This is a genomic window from Hymenobacter artigasi (genome assembly GCF_012275535.1).
Classification (GTDB): Bacteria; Bacteroidota; Bacteroidia; order Cytophagales; family Hymenobacteraceae; genus Hymenobacter; species Hymenobacter artigasi.
This window is the reverse complement of sequence record NZ_JAAVTK010000007.1, coordinates 263697-284940: the sequence shown is the minus strand read 5'-3', so window position 1 is coordinate 284940 and position 21244 is coordinate 263697. Positions and strand designations below refer to the sequence as shown.

Genomic DNA, 21244 nt, shown 5'->3' with positions numbered 1-21244 from the left:
GGCCCAACGGGTGCCAGCATGCAGAGCGGTCTCGAGGACCGATGACGTACTTCGGCGTGGCCCGTTGGGTTGCCACTACAAACATATGATGACGTGCTGTTTTCTATCAAACGGCAAGCTAAAGCTTACCGCACTGCGCTAGAAGAAGCCTAGTGCCTTCTCGCTGTAGCTGATGAGCATGTTCTTATTCTGGCGGTAGTGGGCCAGCATCATCTTGTGGTTTTCGCGGCCGAAACCGGAGGCTTTGTAGCCGCCGAAGGGCGCACCGGCCGGATAGTCGTGGTAGCAGTTCACCCACACGCGGCCGGCCTGGATGGCGCGGGGCACCTCGTACAGCTCATGGGCGTCGCGGGTCCACACACCGGCCCCGAGGCCGTAGAGGGTATCGTTGGCAATTTCGATGGCTTCTTCCACCGTTTTGAAGGTGGTAACGGACACCACCGGGCCGAAAATTTCCTCCTGGAAGATGCGCATTTTGTTGTGGCCCCGGAACATGGTGGGCTGAATGTAGTAGCCCTCGCCCAGCGCGCCGTCGGCCTGCGAGTAAGCGTCGCCGCCCACCAGCACTTCGGCCCCTTCGGCCTTGCCGATTTCGAGGTAGCTCAGGATTTTCTCAAACTGGTCGTTCGAGGCCTGCGCGCCCATCATCGTGGTCATGTCCATCGGGTTGCCCAGCTTGATGGCCTTCACGCGCTCGATTACGCGGGCAATAAAGTCGTCGTAGATGTCCTCCTGCACAAGTATCCGCGAGGGGCAAGTGCAGATTTCGCCTTGGTTCAGGGCAAACATCACGGCCCCTTCGATGGCTTTGTCGAGGAAGTCGTCGTCGTGGTCCATCACGCTCTTGAAGAATACGTTGGGCGACTTTCCGCCCAGCTCCATTGTCACCGGAATGAGGTTTTCGGCGGCGTACTGCATGATGAGGCGGCCGGTGGTCGTCTCGCCCGTGAAGCTGGCTTTGTTGATGCGCGGCGACGAGGCCAACGGCTTGCCGGCTTCCAGGCCGAAGCCGTTCACCACGTTAATCACGCCCGGAGGCACCAGGTCCTGAATCAGCTCCATGAGTACCATGATGCTGGCGGGGGTTTGCTCGGCGGGCTTCATCACCACGGTGCAGCCGGCGGCAATGGCGGGGGCCAGCTTCCAGGTGGCCATCAGCAGCGGGAAGTTCCAGGGAATAATCTGGCCAATCACACCCAGCGGCTCCTGAATATTGAGCGACAGCGTGCTGCTGTTCAGCTCGGTAGCGCTGCCTTCCTCGGCCCGAATCACGCTGGCGAAATACCGGAAGTGGTCGATGACCAGCGGCATGTCGGCGTAAGTGGTTTCGCGGATGGCTTTGCCATTCTCGACGCATTCCACGGCGGCGAGCATGGCAAGGTTCTCCTCGATGCGGTTGGCAATTTTGTTGAGGATGTTGCTGCGCTCGGTGGCCGAGGTTTTGCCCCAGGTTTTGAAGGCTTCGTGCGCGGCATCGAGGGCCAGGTCGATGTCTTCCTTGGTGCTGCGGGCTACTTTAGTGAACACCTTGCCGTCGATGGGCGAGGGATTTTCGAAGTACTGGCCTTTCACCGGAGCCACCCATTTGCCACCGATGAAGTTGTCGTAGTGCGATTTGAACTTGGGGCGTTCCACCAGGGTGGTGGTTTCTTCTAAGGTTTCAGCCATGACGTTGTTGGATGGGAATGAATTGAACGGGAGATGCTGTAAAGGTCTGCTTTTAACAAGCAGCCGGGTTGTGGTATTATCGCAAAGAGTGCCGAAATTGTCGCAACTTGCTATGCCACCCCGGTGTTGGGAGTGTGTACTCCCTCACCACAGCTATTGCCGCCATGCCCAGCCGCGTTCATTTGCCTGCCGCCGTTGCCCCGCTCCCGCTGGAGCAGCTGCACTCTTTAGTCGAAAACCGGACGGTATATAGCCTGGAAGGGTTCGAGCTCAACGTGTTCGAAACGCACCATGCCGCCCACCGCGTGCCGCTCCGCCTCGAAGGACTGGCCCTGACCACCATGCTGCGCGGCAAAAAAGTAATGCACCTGCCCGGCCGCGAAGCCTTCGACTACCTGCCCGGCGAGTCGGTGGTGGTGGACAAGGACGAGCTGATGGAAATCGACTTTCCCGATGCCTGCCTGTGCCAGCCTACCCAATGCCTGGCCGTGGCTATCGCGCCCGATACCATCCGCCACACCGTGGACATGCTGAACGAACGGTACCCCAAGGCTGAGCCCCATCAGCCCTGGGCCATCGAAGGCCCCGAGTACGCGCACCTCACCAACACCCCCGAGCTAACCGATACGCTGGGCCGCCTGGTGGCCGTGTCGCGCACTTCTGACATCAATAAAGACGTACTGGCCGGCTTCACGCTCCAGGAGTTGCTGGTGCGCCTGATGCAGACGCAGGCCCGCCAGCTCATTTTCCACGACTACGCCCGGCACCTTAATACGCACCGCTTCGCGGCCGTGGTGGGCTACATCAAAGACCATCTTTCGGAGAGCCTGACCATTGATAAGCTCAGCGCACTGGCCTGCATGAGCAAGGCCACGTTCTTCCGGGTGTTCAAGCGCGAGTTCGGGATTACGCCGGTCGAGTACATCATTCGGGAGCGGCTGGGCGAGGCCAAGCGGCTGCTGCGCCACCCGCTGGCCAGCGTGGCCGAGGTGTGCCTGCGGGCGGGCTTCAACAACCTGTCGTACTTCCAGTCGCTGTTTAAGAAGTACGAAGGCATCACGCCGGGGGCGTACAAGAAACAGCTGGTAGCGTAGCCGCTGCCTGACGCGCTGGCAAGGTTGTCGGATTGCCTCGAAAGACCGGCCGGGCTCGATACAACCGATGCTAAATCAGCCCCATTTGTCCGGCCTGGCGGATGAGCAGGGCCGTATTATTCACTCCGAATTTGGTGAGCAGGTTGCGGCGGTGAGTTTCGATGGTGAGCAGGCTGATGCAGAGCGCGTCAGCGATGTGCTGGCTGGTGTGGCCGTCGGCAATGGCGGCCAGCACCTCCTTTTCGCGGCGGGTGAGTAGGGGCACGGCTGCGGCTTCGGCGGGAGCTTGCAGCAGCAGGCTCTGCACTTCGTCGCTGAAGAATTTCTTGCCGGCGAATACTTTGGTGATGGCTTCGGCCAGCTCTTCGGGCAGGGCATTTTTGAGCACGTAGCCGGCCGCGCCGGCCTGCATCATGCGCGTCACGTACAGCTTCTCGTTGAAGGTGGTGAGGGCCAACACCTTGATGCCGGGCTTCTCGGCAACCAGCTGCTGGCAAACGTCGATGCCGCTCATGTCGGGTAGGTTGATGTCGAGCAGCACCACGTCGGGGCGGTGCTGGCGGGCGGCGGCCAGGGCCTCGGCCCCGGTGGCGGCGGCCCCTACCACGGCCACGTATTCGAGGGGCTGCAGCAGCACTTTCAGGCCCTCGCGCACCATGGCGTGGTCGTCGACGATAAGAACGTGGATGGGCGACATGCGGCTATTCGGGCTTGAGGATGAATTCGATGGTGACGGCGGTACCCTGGCCAGGCTGCGACTGCACCTCGAGGGTGCCGCCCAGGTAGTCGACGCGGGCCTGCAGGCTGCGCAGGCCCACGCCGGTGTTCAGGGGGCGGGCGGCGGCCTCGAAGCCCCGGCCATCGTCCTCCACCACTACCTGCACCTGCTGCTCGTGCCGGGTAATCTGCACGATAACCTGCCGGGCTTCGGCGTGCTTGAGCACGTTATTCAGCAGCTCCTGCACCAGGCGGTACACCACCAGCTCGGTGCGCTGGGGCAGGCGCGCTTCCAGCCCAAACACTTCGCACTGCACCCGGAGCGTGGTTTGGCTGTGCTGAATGGTTTCGCACAAGTCCTGCACGGCGGCGGGCAGGCCAAAGGTGAGCAGGGCCTCGGGCATGAGGTCGCGGGCCACGCGGCGCATTTCCTGAATGGAGCTGTCGAGGTGCTCGATGGAGCGGCTGAAGAGCCGGGCGCTCTCGGGCGTGAGCACGAGGTTGCCGCGGGCGCTGCCCAGGTACAGCTTCACGGTGGAGAGCATGCCGCCGAGGCCGTCGTGCAGGTCGCGGGCCAGGCGGGCGCGCTCCTCCTCCTGGCCTTTCAGCATGGCCTCGGTGGCCAGCAGCTGGCGCTCCTGCTGCAGGGCGGCAATCTGGCGGTCCTGCTCGCGCTGGCGTTGGCGCTGCCGCGATTGCCGCTGCCGCAGCACCAGGTAGCTGAGCGCACCGAGCAGCAGCAACCCGCCCACCAAACTCAGGTAGAGTAGGTTGAGGGCGCGCTGGCGCTTCAGGTCGGCTTGCTGCAGCTGCTGGGCCTGCCGCAGGGTGCGGATTTGCTGCTCCTTCTGGCGGGCCTGGTACTGGTTTTCGAGGGCATTGACCTGGGTTTTGCTGGCGGTGGCGGCCAGGCTGTCCTGCAGCTGGTGGGCCTGCTGGGTGTAGCGCAGGGCCAAGGGGTAGTTGTGGGCCTGCTCTTCGAGGGTGGCCAGGGCGGCCAGCGCCTCGCTTTCGGTTTGGGGCTCGCGCGTTTGGTGGAAGTAGTGCCGGCTGTCGGTCAGGTACTGGCGGGCGGGCGGGAAGTTCCGCAATTGGGTTTCGGCCTGGCCCAGCGCCAGCAGCATTTTGGCGGCAGAAGCGGGGTCATTTTTGGCGCGCATCAGGTCCAGGGCCCGCTGGAAGTCGGCGCGGGCCTGCGTGGGGTTGCCGGTGGCCTTATGGTATTCGCCCAGCATCGAATAATATTCACCTTTGAAAGGCTCGGCCTTGCCGGCGGCCACAAGCCGGGAAGCCTTGTCGAGGTAGGCCCTGGCGGGGGCCAGCTGTTTTTCCACCATAAGCTGCTCGGCCAGGTTGAGGTAGGCCACAATCAGGTAGGGAGCAAAGGGAACCGGCTCCTGCAGCGCGGCAGCCCGCCGCCAGTAGTATTTGGCCTTGTCGGGCTGCTGGAGTATCCCAAAGCGGCTGCCCACGTTGTAGTAAATGGCCCCCAGCAGGGCGCTGTCGCCGAGTTGGCCGGCGTACCGTGCTCCCAGCAGGTAGGCCCGGACTTCGCCCGCGAAGTCGCCCTGCTTGGCCAGCAGCGTGCCTTCGTTGACCGATACCGAGGCCAGGCTCTGCAGCACCTGCCGGCCGGGACGCTCCCGGTAGAGCCGCTCCAGCACGGCGCGGCCGGCGCGGTTGTAGGCGCGAGCACGGTCATCCTGCCCCAGCAGGTTGTAGAAAGTGCTTAAATTAACCAGCGCCTGGGCCTCGCCCAGGCCGTAGCCGCCGTGCCGGCTCCAGCGGATGGCCTGCAGCAGGTGGTAGCGGGTGCGGGCCGTGTCCGACGCCTGGTACTGAGCCGACAGCAGGATGCTGTACTTGGCCCGCATGGAATCGGTAGTGGCTTGGCGCAGCTGGCGCGTGAGGCTATCAACCATCACTGGGTGCTGGGCTTGGCCGGCGGTGGGCAGCAGGCTCAGCAGAAATAGCAACGCGCTGCCGCGCAGCATCAAACCAAGCATAGGCCAATAGGATGAGTGAGGTATTGGGGTAGACAAACCTAGGGAATAGCCGGGCCGATATTGCCATCGAGCGGCAAAAATACTGGTTTACCAGTAGCGCAAAATCCTTGTTTATGAGGGCACTGAGCGCCATTGAGGCCTTTACCTTTGTCGGGCAGCCAAGGGCTACCTTTCCTGGCGCACCGCCTTTCCCTATGAAAACGCTTACCCTTTCCCTGCTGGCCAGCGCGGCTACCTCGCTGCTGGCAGTACCGGCCCAGGCCCAAAGCACCGTGGCCAATGCCTCGTTCGAAACCTGGGCCGGCACGCCCGAAAAGCCCACCGGCTGGCTCACCACCGACGACGTGTATGCCGCCATTTTCGGCGCACCGGTAGCTACCGGCACCGTGAGCAAAAGCACCACGGCCCACAGCGGCGCGTTTGCCGTGCAGCTGCAAACCGCTACGCTCCCGGTAGTGGGCACCAACGCCGGCGTCCTCTACCTGGGCTCCGCGCTCAGCATCGGCCCCAACTTCGAATTGGAGCAAATCGGCCAGGGCTTCACGGCCCGGCCCACCAGCCTGCAGTTCTACTACCGGCTCAGCGGGACGCTGGCCGACTCAGCCGGCGTGGCCCTGGAACTCACGCGCACCGTGAACGGCCGGCGCGAGGTAGTGGGCTATGCCGGCCAGCCCGCCCAGCCCGGCTACATCCTGCCCGCGCTGGCGGCCACCTACACGCTGGCCACCGTGCCCATTCAGTACCTATCGGGCCTGCAGCCCGATTCGGTGCGCATAGTCTTCTCCTCGGGCGATGCCGATAACATCACGAACGGCACCACGCTGCTGATTGACGACGTGGCCCTGGTCGGCACGGCCCTGCCTACCCGCGACGCGGCCGCGCCGGCCGCCTTCCTGGCCTACCCCAACCCCAGCCCCGATGGCCGCTTCACGCTGCAGCTGGCCGCCCCCACTGCCGCCGCCGACGTGCGCGTAACCGATGCCCTGGGCCGCGAAGTAGCTCACGATACCTGGGCCAGCACCCCACGCAGCAGCTGCCCCCTCGACCTGGCCGGCCGGCCCCCGGGCCTCTACACCGTGCGCGTGCAAACGGCAGCGGGCCACACCATCCAGAAGATAAGCATTCGGTAGCGGCCGTGCACGGTGCTTTCGTTATTCTCTACTCACCCTCGTTTCCTTTCCTGCATATGTTTCCCAAGCTTTTTCTCCTGCTCAGCGGCTGCGCGCTGGCCTCTACTGCTGCTGCCCAGGTAGCCCCGGTGCCAGAGACGCCAAAATGGCAATTCTTCGCCGAAGCCGGCCCAAAGACCAGCCTGTTCCGCAACACCGTCCAGAGCACGAACGCTCTAACGCCCGGGGGATATCCATCTGATTATTACCGTAGTTTCCAGGTCGACAACACCTACGCGGCCTTTGCTGATGTGAAGGCCTTCCGGTACTGGTCGAAGCATCTGGCCGCGTCGGGCAGCATGGGGCTCGATTTGCAGCAGCTCGATATCACCACCACCACTACCTTAACGGGGGCCCCGTTCCGCACCAGTCAGGGCGAGCACGTGGTGCGCCTGCTAACCCGCGTGCGCATCGATGCCGGCCTGCATGCGGCCCTGGGGCTGGGAACGGCCGGCCAGCTGCTGCCCGGCATCAGCATCGGCCAAATGGTGAACGTATCGAAAAACGGGTACAGCTACTCCTACGTGCAACCGGAGCTGTGCTACCTTCACGGCAACCTGCTGGTGTCGGTCCGGGCATCGTTTGCGCCCTACAACACCACCCTGCCCGATGTAGAAGCCATCAGCCGGCGCGACGACCGTGCGGTGGTGGAGCGAACCGAATACCGCGTGACCGACCTGGCCGTGGGTATTGGCGTTCGGCTGTAGCCCAGTTGCTTTGCTTGTTGCCCCCGTGCGGGTTCGCCGCGACTACGCTATCAGGAGTAGTTTGCACGTCGGAGCAGCGTAGGGCGAATTTTTCGGTTCGCGCTGCGCTGCCTGGCAAATCAGCCAGTTCTTTTTCTTGCTGCTCCAGGCCCGCCGGCACGCAGACAGCCAATCCCTTCGACTATGCGGCTCCTTCTCCCTAGCTTGTTACTGGCCCTCAGCCTGCTGCTGCCCGGGTGCGCCCGGCGCAGCTTCCAGGGCCAGACGCTGGCCCCGGCCGCGCTGGCGGCGCACCGCACGGTGGCCATTCTGCCCTTCGCCGTAGACCTGGAGCGGCTGCGCGATGTGGTAGTGCACGCCGGGGCGTGGGCCGACAGCACCCGCTCGCTCGGCAGCACCCTCGAAAGCGGGCTGCGGGCCGAGCGCCAGCAAATGGGCTACCAGCTGCAGGCCGCCCTGCAAGCCGAGCTGATGCGCGAACAGGTGCAGCACCCCACCACCGTCGCCTTCCAGAACCCGGCCGAAACCAATCAGCGCCTGGCCCGGGCGGGCATTAGCTACGAAAGCCTGCCCACCCGCACCATGGCCGAGCTGCGCGCCGCTCTCGGCGTCGATGCCCTGCTCACGGGGCGAACCGAAATGCGCCAGCTGCTGCCCGGTGGCGTCAGCATCGCCGTGTTCTTGCTCAGCAACAACGGCGCCAACCCAATGGCCGACAATACGGTACGTACTTACCTCGATATTTATGATACCCAGAACGGCCAGCTGGCATGGCAGTTCGACCACGAGCTGGGCGGCAAGCCCAGCGTGAGCCCGGTTGCGCTGGCTAAGGAGCTGGTGCACAATATGCGGGACCAGTTTCCGTATTTCGGCAAGTAGGGACTGAGCGGAGCTTGGCCGCTGCGGGTCCGTACGGCTGAACAACTCGCTTCCATTCCCACGCGCGGGCTCGCAGCGGCCAGGGTACTTTAGAATACCACGCTATACGGCATGTCGGCCAGCTCGCGCACTTCTTTATCCAGCTCCACTCGCATGATTTCGTGCACATTGGCACGGATGCGGTTGGAAATTTGGGTGAGCGGCAAGTCGTTACTGTCCTTACCGAAGGGGTCTTCAATCTCGTCGCCAATCATCTCCACGCCCAGCAGGGCATAGGCCCCAAACATGGTGATGGGCACCGTGAGCCACTGGTAGGTATCGAGCAGGTTGAAGGGCATTATCAGAATAAAAACCGAGATAAAACCCTTAATGAAGTAGCTGTACGAGAATGGAATAGGCGTGCCCTTGATGCGCTCGCAGACGCCCGCCACATCGAGCAGGGTTTCGTGGTGCCGCTGGAAGGTGATGAGGTGCTCGGGCAGAATGACGCCCTGATGCAGCAGCTGCTCGAAAAACTCCTGAATCTGGGCGGCGATGCGGGCGGGCACGTGGTCAACCCGCTCCAGTTCCTCGACGAAGCCGGGCGTCGCGTCTTCCAGCTTCTCGAACCGCACGCCGTGGCGCAGGTGGCCATCGAGGGCGATGGGGAAGTTGGAGAGCAGCCGGGCGAAGTAGGTGCGGGTGGCAATATCGTCGGCCGGCAGGCGGGCACCAACCACGATGGCCAGGTTGCGGCAGTTGTTCACGAGCTGGCCCCACACGCGGCGGCCTTCGTAGAACCGGTCGTAGGCCGTGTTGGTCCGAAAAGCCATCAGCAGGCTGAGCATGATGCCCAGAAAGGTGAAAAACTCCCGGTCGATGGGCGTGTGCAGCCGCTCGAACCGGTTGGCCCCGGCCGTTATCAGGCTGGCGTAGAGGCCCACGAACAACACCCTTTTCAGGAGCAGCCGGATTACCTCGGAGGAGCTCAGGTGGCGCAGGGCCTCCCACCAGTCAGTCGATTTATAAATTATCATACGCTTGTAAAAACCTGCCAGCTAAACCGGCCGGAACGGTGAAAATTACGCATTCGGATACTGAATGGCGGTTACCTCCACTATTTCCTCCTGCGGCCCGAGCTTCAGCGGCACCCGCTGCCGGAGCTTTGCGCCCTGCACGGCCCGGGCAATGGGTGCCACAAAGGCCACTTTGCCCAGCGCCACATCGGCCTCATCCACGCCTACGATGGTGAATTTTCGCTCGAAACCCACCTTGCCGCCGCTCAGGGTGCACAGCGCGACGGTAGCCCCGAAGCGCACTTCTTTGGGCGGCTGGCCGGTGGGGTCTACTACTTTGGCGCTGCCGATGCGTTCCAGCAGCTGGGCCAGCCGGCCGTTGTAGAGCGAGAGGCGGTGGGTGCGGTCGGTGTCGTTGTCGTGGTTGGCTTCGGCCTGGGCGCGCTCGGCTTCCAGGGTAGCCAACTCAGCACGGAGCAGCGCCAGGCCGGCGGGCGTGACGTAGTTGGGCGTGCCCGGCGGCAGGGCCGCCCGGGGCGGAATAATGGGCGGCGTCTGCGCGTCGTCTTCCTTGGTAAATCCTCGGCTCATGCTGGGCAAACGCAGGGGCGGCGGGCAGGTTGCGCGGGCGCGGTGCAACTATCGGGGCCGGTTGGCGGTTACCCAACGCTATTTCGCCGCCATCCTATCCCGATTCGTTCGCGCTATTTAAATGTCAGAATTGCTTACCGAACCCGCCCCTGCGGCAGTTTCGCCTCCCCTACCCCTTCGCCGGCTCGACGGTGCCCTCGTCTGGCTCATGGCCCTCACCTGCGGGCTGGTGGTGGCCAACATCTACTACAACCAGCCACTGCTGGCCGCCATCGGCCGCACCTTTCACCTGAGCGACAGCAGCGCCAGCCTGGTGGCCACGGCCACGCAGGTGGGCTACACGCTGGGCATGCTGTTTGTGGTGCCGCTGGGCGACATGCTGGAGCGCAAGCGCCTGATACTGATTATGCTGCTGGGCGCGGCGGCCTGCCTGGGACTGGCAGCATTTGCGCCCAGCTTTGCGCTGCTGGCGGGGGCCAGCATCCTGTTGGGCATCTGCTCGGCGGTGCCGCAGCTGCTGCTGCCCATGGCCGCCCACCTGGCCCCCGAGGCCGACCGGGGCCGCATCGTGGGCCGCATCATGAGCGGGCTGCTGATTGGCATTCTGGCCTCGCGCACGCTCAGCGGCTACGTGGGCGCGCACCTGGGCTGGCGGGCCATGTTTGAGATAGCGGCCGGGCTGATGCTGGCCCTGCTGGGCCTGCTGGCCTGGCGGCTGCCCCGCGACCAGCCAAATTTCGCGGGCTCCTACGGCTCGCTGATGAAGTCGCTCCTGACCCTGACGAGCACCCTGCCGGCCCTGCGCCGCTCGGCGCTGGTGGGCGGGCTGCTGTTTGCGGCCTTCAGCGTATTCTGGACCACCCTCACGTTTTTTCTGGAAGGCCCGGCCTACCAGTACGGCAGCGATGTAGTAGGCTTTTTTGGGCTGATTGGGGCAATGGGAGCCTTAGCCGCGCCGCTGGCCGGCAAAGTAGCCGACACACGCGGGCCGGACTTCACCATCGGCGTAGGCATCCTGCTGGCACTGGCCGCCTACGTGCTGATGGGCCTCACCGGCTTCCACCTGGCCGGGCTGGTGCTGGGCGTCATCCTACTGGATGTGGGCGTGCAGTCGGTTCACATCTCCAACCAGACCAAGGTGTTCTCCCTGGTGCCCGAGGCCCGCAGCCGCCTCAACACCGTGTACATGACCGGCTATTTCACGGGCGGTTCCCTCGGCTCGGTGGCCGGTGGGCTGGCCTGGGTGCACGGCGGCTGGGCCGGCGTGTGCATGCTGGGCGGTGCATTCACCGGGGCCGCTTACCTGGTAAGCCGCTTCTACGGGCGCAACTCAGCCGCTGCTTCAGTCACCAGCGCTCAGTAAGCTATAGTTGAAAAACCCGCTGCCGCAAGCCTGCGCCGACTATTCGGCGCGGGTTTGCGGCAGCGGGTTTCTTGGCTTAATGCAGCAGGCTATTCAGCCGCCGCCAGCCGCTCCACGCAGGTTTTCAGGCTCTCGCGCCAGTGCGGAATGGCTACGCCCAGCTGGGTCTTAATCTTAGTCTTATCCATCACCGAAAACGGCGGGCGGGTGGCTTTGGTGGGGTATTCGGCGGTGCGGATGGGCGTGGTTTTCACCGCAATTCCGCTGAGCTCAAAAATGGCCGTGGCGAAATCGTACCACGAAGTCAGGCCCTCGTTGCTGTAGTGGTAGAGGCCGTAGGCCGTGCTGCCGCTCTCGATGAGGCCGAGGATGACCCCTGCCAGGTCGATGGCGTAGGTGGGTGTGCCCACCTGGTCCCAAATCACGCGCAGCTCGTCGCGCTCGCGGCCCAGCTTCTGCATGGTTTTCACGAAGTTGCCGGCAAATTCCGAATACAGCCAGCTGGTGCGCAGCGTGAAGTATTGCTCGGTGATGGTCGGAATCACCTGCTCGCCTTCCAGCTTGGTGAGGCCATAGATGCCCAGCGGCGCGGTTTCGTCGGTTTCGGTAAGGGGCTGGTTGCCCCCGCCGGCAAACACGAAATCGGTGGAAATCTGGATGAGCGTGGTGCCGTGCTCCGCGCAGAGGCGGGCCAGGTTTTCCACGCCGTCGCGGTTGATTTTACGGGCCAGGTCTACCTCGTCCTCGGCTTTGTCCACGGCCGTGTAGGCGGCGCAGTTGATGACGTAGGCCGGGCGTTGCTCGGCAAATAGCGTGGCCAGGCCCTCGGGGTTGAGGATGTTGGCCTGCGCCTCGGCCAAAAACAGCAGACCTGTTGTGCCACGCTCGCGGGCTACGTGCGCCAGGCACTGCCCCAATTGCCCGGAGGCTCCAAAAACCAGTGTCGTACTCATGGCTAAAACTCGGATTAGCCCGCAAGTTAGGCCCAGCCGCCTTGTAGCACATGCGTTAGCCTGTGCGGCGCTGAACGACATTCGGCACAATGCACAAGCTAAAGCATGTGCTACAAGGTCTTACTGCGGCGGCGGCAGCAGCTTTTGGCCCGCCGACACCTCCTTGCCCACAATCACCTGCTTGTTTTTGATGGGCTCGAAGCGCACTTCGCGGGGCTGCTTTTCGCTGAGGTATTTCCAGTAGCGCAGCGGCATGTGGCGGCGGTGCAGCTTCAGGTTTTTGCGCTCGGGGATGTTGACGTGGTCGAAATACGTCTGCCAAAGGTGCTTGAACAACGGCTCCCGCTCATCAAGTACGGTAGCGGAAATATCGGTTGATTTCTGCCCCGTGGGGTTTTCAAACTGCACAATGTCGGTGCGCGTGAGGTCGTAGTACAGCCCGTAGTGGCGGCGGCGGTCATAAATCAGCCAGCGCTGGTCGGCGTAGCGCTTGGTGAAATGCGCGGCGATGAGCGGCAGCACGTCCATATCCGGCTCGATGGTGGCGTGGAACAGCTCGTCGCTGGTTTTCTCGAAGCGCACGAAGGCCTCCATGCGGTGCTTTTCGCGAAACATCATCTGGGCCAGGCGCTGCACGCGGCGCACGTCGGCGTTGGCGTAGTTCTCGGCCACATCAACCGGCGAGCGCAGGGCCAAATCGACGTAGCGAAAAACCAGCAGCTCCCGGTCGGCATCCTCGCTCAGAAAAACGTGGTAGAGGCGGGCGCGGGCTTCGGCGTCCATCGTTTTCAGCAGCCCCTCCCACACCCGGGTAGCGCGGGCTTCATCGGTTTCGCGGTGGGCGGGCTGGGCAAACAGGCCACTCTGGGCCGTGGCTTCGGGCTGAATGCTGTTGGGCGGCGACTTGCTTTCGTAGATGCTGAACAGCACCGTGAGCAGCCCCTCAAAGGTGCCGTCGTAGGTGTAGTCCAGCGGCGTAGCGGTGAGCGCGGGGGCCGGGCGGCTGCGGGCAGCGCCTCCCACCAGCGACGCCGGGCGACGAATCGGTTTCATACAAGCAAATCAATGTGGCGAATAAATACCAGGTACGCACGCCGGCCCCGCTGGTTCGGGGTGCTGGCCGGGACGGATAGCGTCCTGGTCAGCACCCCGGCCAACCTTAGCGGCTCACCACCAGGCGCGCCGTGGCAACGCCGTAGCTGGTTTGCAGCTTCACCAGGTAAATGCCATTAGCCAGGTCTTCGGTGCCGAGCGGCAGCGCTAACGCCTTGCCTGCCTCAGCAGTACCCGTTGCGATGGTTTTCACCCGTGCCCCGCGCAGGTCGTAAAGCGTTGCCACAAAGGCGGAAGCCGGCCCCGGCGCAAAGGTGAGCACGGCGCGGCCCGGGGCCGGATTAGGGGAAATGCTCAGTGCTGTTGTGAGGGACGCGGGCTGAGTGGCGGTGGCCGTGGCCGTGCGGCAGCTGGTGCCTACGGTGTAGATATGCGGGTCGGTGAGGGAGGTTTGCTGCGCGCCGCCCGGGCCGATTTCGTAGGTGAAATACACGCTCGTAACGGTGCCGCTGGCAATGGCTTTGCTGAAGGTGAAGTCGCCGGCTGCGTTCTTAACCATGGTGTAGCCCGGGTATGCCCCTATTGAGCCTTCGCGGATGAACACAATGGCTAGATTGCCGCCCGCCGTGGCTCCGCGCGGATGGAACGTGAAGGCCACGTTGCCGCCGGTCGTCACGGCCGAGTAGGAATAGTCGGGCCGGGTGGAGCAGTAGCCGTCCGGGCTTTGCACAAGGATGGCCACCGCCACCGAAGTGGTGCTGGCATTGCCGTTATCAGTAGCCTTGGCCGTGAGCGAATAGGCATCGCCGGCCACGCCCGTCCAGGTATAAGCGTAAGGAGCCGTGAGGTCCTGGCCCAGCAAAGTAGTGCCCTGATAGAACTCTACCTTGGCGATGCTGCCATCCGAATCAGCGGCATTAGCCGTGAGGGTAATGGTGACCGGCGCGGCGAAAACGCTCGAAGCCGCGGGTGCGGTGAGGCTAACCGTGGGCGGCACGTTGCTCGACGATACGGCGCACACCGTGCCTACGGTGTAACTGTGCGGCGTGGCGGCAGTATTGCGCTGCGGGCCGCCGGGCCCCACCTCGTAGGTAAAGTACAGGCTCGTCACCACGCCCCCCGCAACGGCTTTGCTGAAGGTGAAGTCGCCGGCCGCATTTTTCGTCATCGTGTAGCCCGGGTAAGCCCCCGCAGGGCCCTCGCGGAGGTAGAGAATGGCCAGATTGCCGCCCGCCGTGGCCCCCAGGGGGTGAAACGTGAAGTTCACATTCGGCCCCACCGTTTCGGCCAGCACAGCGTAGTCGGGCGTGGTAAAGCAATAGTCAACCAGCACCCCTACGGGCCGGGCCAGCGCCGAGGCCGTTTCTCCCAGCGTGCTCAACAGCCACAGCAGCAAAAGCAGGCGGCAAACCGATAAATCCAAGATAGAGTAGTCGTTTTTTTTCATGGGAATTTTGGGAAAATTGGTAAGAGAAATAATTATTGGATGCCGAAAAAAAGGATGACCCCGGGCATGCGTTAGGCCAATGGAGCCAGTCAGGTGGGGGTTGCAGCCGCCTGTACCGGGTATTATTCCTGCCGATAATCTTGTGCGTGCGGCGTAATTAGCTGCCTGCGAGCAGCCGCCTTTAGCGGCTGCGTATAGTTGCTCCCTGCCGCACTCAACCGCATTAATGGCAAGCGCCGCCCGTGTGCAATAAGCGTATAGGCACAACCAAAAACGGCGTTTTCACCCTATCCACTGCTGTATTAAGGTAGGTGAAAGTCACTTATACTACCGAAGCCGGCGCCCCTTTTGCCCAAGGCAACCTGGGTGGATTCGCTCGATTTGCCACCCCATCAATACAAAGCCGGGTCGTCCGGCAGTGACTTGCTACCAGATGAGCAAGCCACTGCCGGACGACCCGGCTACCTTCAATTCTGCATACAAGCGGCGGCCGTCGGGCCGTCGCCAAACCACGACGGCCCGGCAGCGTCCAAACGCCCGGTGCAACCACGCAGCAAGCGCCCCCGTGGGTATGCCGGCCTTACGCCGCCTGCTGGCGCTGCTCGCCGTGGCGGCGGGCTTCGTGGCGGGCGCGGGCTTCGTCGTGCAGCTGGCGCACCAGCGGCATCAGCTCGCTGATGCGGCAGCAGCATGAGAGCCGGTTCACTTTGTCGGAAGACGCGATGACGGGCCGAACAATATTTTCGGGCTGGCGATGAATGACTTTCATGACAGAAAAAAGGATGTCGTGCTGCACGCCGCCCAAGTGGCCGGGGTGCAGCTGCGCGGTGGAAAATTCAGCGTTGAAATCGGCTTGCATTACGGAATCAGGAGGCTTGGGCGAATAAATCGAGCTGCTGCGTGACCAGGGCTGAGCGCACCGAACCGGCCCCGAACAGAATCTGGCGGCGCACCTGTTGCTCGGTCAGCTCGCCGATAACGGGCTGGTGCTCGCCCCGGCAGGTTAGGAAATACTTGGCGCGCTTGAGCACCACGCCCAGCTGGCGCAGGGTTTCCATGTCGAGCGTGGCGAAGCGGCGGGCCGCGATGATGCGCTTGGCCGAGCGCGCGCCCACGCCGGGAATGCGCAGTATCATCTCGTAGTCGGCCACGTTCACATCGACGGGGAAAACGTGGCGATTGCGCAGGGCCCAGGCCAGCTTGGGGTCGATTTCGAGGTCGAGGTGCGGGTGGGCGGGGTCGAGGATTTCATCGGCCTGGAAGCCGTAGAAGCGCATCAGCCAGTCGGTCTGGTACAGGCGGTGCTCGCGGATGACGGGCGGCTGCGTCACCTGCGGCAGGCGGGCATCGTCGGTCACGGGGATGTAGCCGGAGTAGTACACGCGCTTCAGGCCGTAGCCCTGGTACAGGCTGTCGGTGAGCTTGATGATTTGCAAATCCGTTTCGGCGCTGGCCCCCACAATGAGCTGGGTGCTCTGGCCGGCGGTGGCGAAGCCGGGCACTTTCTTAAACAGCGCCTTCTCCTCCTTATTCTGGATAATGCCGTCCCGAATCTGGGCCATCGGGGTCAGGATTTCCTGGTAGTTTTTTTCCGGGGCCAGCGTGGTGAGGGCCAGCTCCGAGGGCAGCTCGATGTTCACACTGAGGCGGTCGGCGTAGAGGCCGGCCTCGGCAATCAGCTCCTCGCTCGCACCGGGAATGGTTTTGACGTGGATGTAGCCGTTGAACCGGTGCTCGGTGCGCAGCTTTTTCACGATGCGCACCAGGCGCTCCATCGTGTAGTCGGGGCTGGAGAAGATGCCGGAGCTCAGAAACAGCCCTTCGATATAATTACGGCGGTAGAAATTGATGGTGAGGTCCACCACTTCATCCACGGTAAAGGCGGCGCGCTTCACGTCGTTGCTCCGGCGCGAGACACAGTAGGCGCAGTCGAAGATGCAGTGGTTGGTGAGCAGGATTTTGAGCAGGCTCACGCAGCGGCCGTCCTCGGTGTAGCTGTGGCAAATGCCCATTCCCTCGGCGTTGCCCAGGCCTTTGCTTTCGTTTTTACGCTTGCCGCCGCTGCTGCTGCACGAGGCATCGTACTTGGCCGCGTCAGCTAATATGCTTAGTTTCTCCTGAATGCGCTCGTTCATGCGGCGGGACGTTGCTTTCGGCCTTAAAATTACGAATCAGCACCCAAACGGGCACTATGATTTAAGCTAATTTTATTGGAAATAGTTTCTTTCCCTGGTAAAATATACGTGGTCGCTGAGTCGTGATTTTTAGTAAACCTCAACCGCCGTTTGGCGTGGCGCGCACGCTGGCCGCATTTTGGCCGTGTGCGTTGGCCGCAGTTTAGCACCCAACCACCAGCCAAACCCGGAACTGGCCGCGCCCGGCTCCTTTTCGTAATTTGCGGCGTTGCGTCCCCAAATGAATTTCCGCGGTCCTGTCCTGCTTGTGTTTTTGCTGCTGGGCCTGCTGGCCGGGCCGGCGCGCGCGCAGTCGTTCGACCCGCGCTCGGCGGTGCCGCCCGATTCGCTGAAGGCCAAGCTGGAAATCCTGCCCCAGCGGCCCGACTCCCTGCGCCAGCGCTTCGACGAGCAGCGGCTGCTGAACCGGCTGCAAGCCTACTCGCGCCGCAAAACCATTGCCGGCCGCGCGGCTTCGGCCCTATTCAACTTCACGCGGCGGCAGGAGGAGCAGGCCGGCCTCGATGCCGTGCTGCTGGACCGGCAGTTCGACCGCCACAACTTCAAAATCGTGCGGCGCATCAACATTCGCACGCTCGATGCCTTTGGCTACAACCTTGCGGACTCGGCCCGGGTGCCGCGCACCGTGCTCGAGAAGGGGGGCAATGCGCTGCACATCAAAACGGCCCGCTCGCGCATCCGGCAGGTGCTGCTGTTCCGCTCGGGCCAGCAGCTGGAGCCCCAGGCTCTGGCCGAATCGGAGCGCCTGCTGCGCCAGACGCCCGAAATCCTGGATGCCCGCGTGCTGGTGAACGAACGCACCACCACCCGGGATAGTGTTGATATTGAGGTATTAACCAAGGACGTGTTCAGCATCACGGCCGGCGTGGAGGTGGGCACGGCCACGTCGGGCGTCATCACGGCCGGCGACGACAATTTCCTGGGCCAGGGCCACCAGCTGGCCAACTCCTATAGCTACGGCCGCGACCTGCCCCAAACCTGGGCCTACCAGGGCAGCTACACGGCTCCGTTTCGGCATTTTCTCTTCGCGCAGGCCCGCTACCGCAACGAAAACAACTACCGCTCGGCCGGAGTGTCGCTCACCCGCGACTTCTACTCGCCCAGCACCCGCTACGCCGGAGCCATCAGCTTCAATGCCTACGACCAGAACGTGGGCCTGCAGGCCCCGCCCGCTGGGCAGCAGTACGTGCTCTACCCCCTGCGCAACTACGTGCAGGATGCGTGGGTGGGCCGCGCCCTGCGCCTGCGCTCCTACGACCTGGGCTACGAAAACCCGGGCCGCATCATCGTGGCGGCCCGCGTCATCAACACCAACTTCACCGTTACCCCCCAGCCTACCGACGCTCCGCCGCCGGACTACCACAACGGTACGCTGCTGCTGGGCACGGTGGGCTATTCGGTGCGCCGCTATTATAAGGCCCGGTACCTGTTCGGCTTTGGCCGCACCGAGGACGTGCCCACGGGCACGCTGATGAGCTTCACGGCGGGCTACGATGTGAATAGTGTGCTGCCGCGCCGCTACTTCAATGCGCGCATTGCGGCGGCCAGCTTCAGCGCCAGGGGCAGCTACCTATACGGAGCCGTCGATTTTGGGTCGTTTCAGACCGTGAACCAGCCCCGCGTGTGGCAGCAGGGCCTGCTGGGCACCGAGCTAACGGCCTTCACCAGGCTCTACCAAATAGGCAACTGGCAGTACCGGCACTTTCTCAGCAGCCGGGGCACCATTGGCCTGAACCGCAACCCCGGCGACCTGCTCCAGGGCATCACCAACGACCGGGGCTTGCGCGGGTTCTCGCCGGGGCAGCCCATCATCGCCACCAGCCGCTTCGTGGTGAACTACGAAACCACGCTTTTTACGCCGCTTTCGCTCCTGGGCTTTCGGCTGGCCGGCATTGCCTTCGCCGACGCGGCCTGGGTGAGCGACCAGCCCCGGGGCGGCACGCCCTTCGCCAATTCGCCCTACACGGCCTTTGGCCTGGGCCTGCGCTTTCGCAACGAGTTCACGGCCCTGCGCACGTTTCAGTTGCTCATCGGCTACTACCCGCGCGGTCTGGCCACGCCCAACGGCATCAAAATGTTTGAATCGACCCGCGAAACGGTTACGTTCAACGATTTTGGCCTCGGGCCACCCGGCACGGCACCTTATCAGTAAACTGGCAAATGAGTAACTGAGTAAATTTTTAAACTTACTCAGTTACTCATTTGCCAGTTTACCTATCGTTCTGTGTTGAAGGAGATGGGCACGGTGCAGGCCACGCGCACGGGCTGGCCGTTGGAGCGGGCGGGCTCCCAGGCTGGCATCAGCCACACCAGGCGCAGGGCTTCGTCGTTGAGGCCGTTGCCGGGGCCGCTTACTACGTGGGCATCCTGCACCCGGCCCTGGGCGCTGAGGATGAAGTTGACCATTACGCGTCCCGATACCCGCCGCTGCAACGCCTGCTGCGGGTAGTGAATATTCTTGCTGAGGTAAGCCATAAAGGCCTTATCTCCCCCCACAAACTGCGGGCGCACCTCCGGGTTGATGAACACCGAATCGGGCTTAATGGCCGCCGGGGACAGGGGGCTGGTGGGGGCAGCCGGGTTGGGGCCGGTTTGCGCCAGGCTCTGGCCGGTGGCCAGCAAGCCCAGCAGGCCAACACCAAGTAGAAAGCGTAAAGGATTCAGCATGTTGCGAGGGAATAAAGAGTAGAGGATAAACGCCAGGCCGGAAAGGCTAGCAACAGACTAATCTACGAAAGTTTTACCGGAATTGGCTTTTGTAAATAAAATAAATATGCTGGCAGGCATAATTAAAAACTTAAAAAAGGCATTCCCGGCAAAGCTCACAGGCAGCAAACACGTCTGGTAATTACCCAAGGGCAATTACTGCGCCACAAAATTATCACTCACTTGCATTTTAAAAATAACAAGCTGATTATTGTTAGCAATTATTTAATTTAACTATTTCAAGAAATACCGGGACGATGAAAATAGAATAAAGCAAACCTCGTACCTTTATAATCGTAAATCGACGATAAGCAAATTATCTCCCTCATGGCCATACATAAGCGAGCCGAGTTCACGGCGGCCGAGCAGCGGCTGGCGGCCATTGCCAAAGCCCTGGGGCACCCGGCGCGGGTGGCTATTGTGCGTCTGCTGGCCCAACGCCAAGCCTGCGTGTGCGGCGAGCTGGTGCTGGAGCTGCCCCTGTCGCAAAGCACCGTATCGCAACACCTGAAGGAGCTGAAGGCCGCCGGGCTGGTGCAGGGCGAGGTAGACGGGCCGCGCGTGTGCTACTGCCTGGACGCGGCCGGCTGGACCGTGGCCCGGCAGCTGCTCGGCGATTTGCTGGCGGAGGTGCCCGTTGTGGCCCTCGCCCCTACTGCCGCCCCCAGCTGCTGCTGAGCCGCCTGGCAACCCGCGCCTTTTCTCAACATCCATTTTTCACCCAATCAATCACACCATCATGAAAATATCTGAGATGAAAGAGGCCCTGAACGGCCTGAGTGCCGTGAGCTTCCGGCTGCCCGATGGCACTTCCCTGCCCGCCCATTTCCACGTGACGGAGGTAGGGCTGGTGAGCAAGCATTTTATCGACTGCGGCGGCGTGGAACGGCGCGAAACGGTGGCCAACTTCCAGCTCTGGGAGGCCGGCGACTACGACCACCGGCTGGCCCCGCAGAAATTTCTGAACATCCTGAAGCTGTCGGAAAAAATCCTGGGCCGCGAGGATTTGGATATCGAAGTAGAGTACCAGCAGGCCACCATCGGCAAGTTCGGGCTGGCCTTTGATGGGACTGATTTCCGGCTCACGGCCAAGCAAACCGCCTGCCTGGCGCAGGATGCCTGCGGCATTCCGGCCGACCAGCAATTTGCCCTGCCCCAGCTGCAGATGGCGGCCTGCACGCCGGGCGGCGGGTGCTGCTAGAAACTGCTAAACCCTTTCATTCGCATTGATTTTCAGCAACTTTATGTCTGATAAGAAAAACATCCTGGTGCTGTGCACCGGCAACTCCTGCCGCAGCCAGCTGCTACATGGCTACCTGGCGCAGGAGCTGGGCGAGCGGGCAGCCGTGTACAGCGCGGGCGTGGAAGTGCACGGCCTCAACCCCCGCGCCGTGCGCGTGATGGCCGAGGATGGCGTGGACATTTCGGCCCACACCAGCAACCATGTAGACGAATACGCCGCCGTGCCTTTCGACTACGTCATCACCGTGTGCGACCATGCCAACGAGGTGTGCCCGGTGTTTCCCTCAACGGCCAAAAAGCTGCACCACAACTTCCCCGACCCGGCCAAAGCAACCGGCACCGAGGCGGAAATAATGGACCAGTTCCGGAGTGTGCGCGACCAAGTGAAGGCCTACGCCCGGGATTTTGTGCGGACCGAGTTTTAGGGGTGACGCGCTATCAGAACGTCATGCGGAGCGC

General features: G+C 62.7%; 20 protein-coding genes. 9 read left to right on the top strand and 11 right to left on the bottom strand.

The features are described from left to right. Nucleotides 1-138: 138 nt before the first annotated feature. On the bottom strand, nucleotides 139-1668 hold the full coding sequence (locus HBN54_RS13565; protein WP_168673745.1) for an aldehyde dehydrogenase family protein: 1530 nt from the start codon (nucleotides 1666-1668) through the stop codon (nucleotides 139-141). 164 nt (nucleotides 1669-1832) lie between these two features. Between HBN54_RS13565 and HBN54_RS13560 the strand changes: the two genes are divergently transcribed. After that, a complete protein-coding gene (locus HBN54_RS13560; RefSeq protein ID WP_168673744.1) occupies nucleotides 1833-2762 on the top strand; it encodes a helix-turn-helix transcriptional regulator in 930 nt (309 codons plus the stop codon). A 70-nt stretch (nucleotides 2763-2832) separates the two neighbouring features. On the opposite strand, the gene HBN54_RS13555 is transcribed toward HBN54_RS13560, so the two are convergent. Both HBN54_RS13555 and HBN54_RS13550 read right to left on the bottom strand, forming a co-directional pair. Continuing rightward, nucleotides 2833-3459, bottom strand: coding sequence for a response regulator (locus tag HBN54_RS13555; protein ID WP_168673743.1), 627 nt, complete (start codon nucleotides 3457-3459; stop codon nucleotides 2833-2835). A 4-nt stretch (nucleotides 3460-3463) separates the two neighbouring features. Then, nucleotides 3464-5485: a sensor histidine kinase gene (locus HBN54_RS13550; RefSeq protein ID WP_168673742.1), complete on the bottom strand. Its 2022-nt coding sequence runs from the start codon at nucleotides 5483-5485 to the stop codon at nucleotides 3464-3466. Nucleotides 5486-5679: 194 nt separating this feature from the next. Here HBN54_RS13550 and HBN54_RS13545 point away from each other — a divergent pair, with 194 nt between their 5' ends. The 3 genes from HBN54_RS13545 to HBN54_RS13535 all read left to right on the top strand — a co-directional run bounded on the left by HBN54_RS13545 (nucleotide 5680) and on the right by HBN54_RS13535 (nucleotide 8240). Continuing rightward, nucleotides 5680-6615 carry a T9SS type A sorting domain-containing protein gene (locus HBN54_RS13545; RefSeq protein ID WP_168673741.1) on the top strand — a complete coding sequence of 312 codons (936 nt, stop codon included), beginning with the start codon at nucleotides 5680-5682 and terminating at the stop codon, nucleotides 6613-6615. Nucleotides 6616-6671: 56 nt separating this feature from the next. After that, nucleotides 6672-7361: a hypothetical protein gene (locus tag HBN54_RS13540; protein ID WP_168673740.1), complete on the top strand. Its 690-nt coding sequence runs from the start codon at nucleotides 6672-6674 to the stop codon at nucleotides 7359-7361. A 183-nt stretch (nucleotides 7362-7544) separates the two neighbouring features. After that, a complete protein-coding gene (locus HBN54_RS13535; RefSeq protein ID WP_168673739.1) occupies nucleotides 7545-8240 on the top strand; it encodes a DUF4136 domain-containing protein in 696 nt (231 codons plus the stop codon). A gap of 89 nt (nucleotides 8241-8329) precedes the next feature. Here HBN54_RS13535 and HBN54_RS13530 read toward each other — a convergent pair whose 3' ends face one another. Beyond that, nucleotides 8330-9256 (bottom strand): bestrophin family protein, encoded by a 927-nt coding sequence (locus HBN54_RS13530; protein WP_168673738.1) that lies wholly within the window; start codon nucleotides 9254-9256, stop codon nucleotides 8330-8332. Between the two features lie 45 nt (nucleotides 9257-9301). Beyond that, entirely contained in the window at nucleotides 9302-9826 is a 525-nt protein-coding gene (locus HBN54_RS13525) for a GreA/GreB family elongation factor (protein ID WP_168673737.1), read from the bottom strand. A 121-nt stretch (nucleotides 9827-9947) separates the two neighbouring features. Here HBN54_RS13525 and HBN54_RS13520 point away from each other — a divergent pair, with 121 nt between their 5' ends. Continuing rightward, a complete protein-coding gene (locus HBN54_RS13520) occupies nucleotides 9948-11189 on the top strand; it encodes an MFS transporter (protein WP_168673736.1) in 1242 nt (413 codons plus the stop codon). Between the two features lie 89 nt (nucleotides 11190-11278). On the opposite strand, the gene rfbD is transcribed toward HBN54_RS13520, so the two are convergent. From rfbD to HBN54_RS13495, 5 genes are all read right to left on the bottom strand, one after another. Next, nucleotides 11279-12142, bottom strand: coding sequence for a dTDP-4-dehydrorhamnose reductase (rfbD, locus tag HBN54_RS13515; protein WP_168673735.1), 864 nt, complete (start codon nucleotides 12140-12142; stop codon nucleotides 11279-11281). 120 nt (nucleotides 12143-12262) lie between these two features. Then, nucleotides 12263-13195, bottom strand: coding sequence for a TIGR03915 family putative DNA repair protein (locus HBN54_RS13510; protein WP_168673734.1), 933 nt, complete (start codon nucleotides 13193-13195; stop codon nucleotides 12263-12265). A 106-nt stretch (nucleotides 13196-13301) separates the two neighbouring features. After that, on the bottom strand, nucleotides 13302-14642 hold the full coding sequence (locus HBN54_RS13505; RefSeq protein ID WP_168673733.1) for an Ig-like domain-containing protein: 1341 nt from the start codon (nucleotides 14640-14642) through the stop codon (nucleotides 13302-13304). Between the two features lie 580 nt (nucleotides 14643-15222). Next, nucleotides 15223-15501, bottom strand: a complete 279-nt coding sequence (locus tag HBN54_RS13500; protein WP_168673732.1) for a hypothetical protein — start codon at nucleotides 15499-15501, stop codon at nucleotides 15223-15225. Nucleotides 15502-15508: 7 nt separating this feature from the next. Next, nucleotides 15509-16777 (bottom strand): putative DNA modification/repair radical SAM protein, encoded by a 1269-nt coding sequence (locus tag HBN54_RS13495; RefSeq protein WP_168673731.1) that lies wholly within the window; start codon nucleotides 16775-16777, stop codon nucleotides 15509-15511. 280 nt (nucleotides 16778-17057) lie between these two features. Between HBN54_RS13495 and HBN54_RS13490 the strand changes: the two genes are divergently transcribed. Further along, entirely contained in the window at nucleotides 17058-18989 is a 1932-nt protein-coding gene (locus HBN54_RS13490; RefSeq protein WP_168673730.1) for a BamA/TamA family outer membrane protein, read from the top strand. Nucleotides 18990-19051: 62 nt separating this feature from the next. On the opposite strand, the gene HBN54_RS13485 is transcribed toward HBN54_RS13490, so the two are convergent. Then, the gene (locus HBN54_RS13485; RefSeq protein ID WP_168673729.1) at nucleotides 19052-19504 is read right to left on the bottom strand and encodes an energy transducer TonB; all 453 of its coding nucleotides are present in this window, start codon (nucleotides 19502-19504) and stop codon (nucleotides 19052-19054) included. A 366-nt stretch (nucleotides 19505-19870) separates the two neighbouring features. Here HBN54_RS13485 and HBN54_RS13480 point away from each other — a divergent pair, with 366 nt between their 5' ends. The 3 genes from HBN54_RS13480 to HBN54_RS13470 all read left to right on the top strand — a co-directional run bounded on the left by HBN54_RS13480 (nucleotide 19871) and on the right by HBN54_RS13470 (nucleotide 21210). Beyond that, entirely contained in the window at nucleotides 19871-20221 is a 351-nt protein-coding gene (locus HBN54_RS13480; protein WP_168673728.1) for an ArsR/SmtB family transcription factor, read from the top strand. Nucleotides 20222-20282: 61 nt separating this feature from the next. After that, entirely contained in the window at nucleotides 20283-20744 is a 462-nt protein-coding gene (locus HBN54_RS13475; RefSeq protein WP_168673727.1) for a DUF6428 family protein, read from the top strand. A gap of 43 nt (nucleotides 20745-20787) precedes the next feature. After that, nucleotides 20788-21210 carry an arsenate reductase ArsC gene (locus HBN54_RS13470; protein ID WP_168673726.1) on the top strand — a complete coding sequence of 141 codons (423 nt, stop codon included), beginning with the start codon at nucleotides 20788-20790 and terminating at the stop codon, nucleotides 21208-21210. Nucleotides 21211-21244 lie beyond the last annotated feature (34 nt).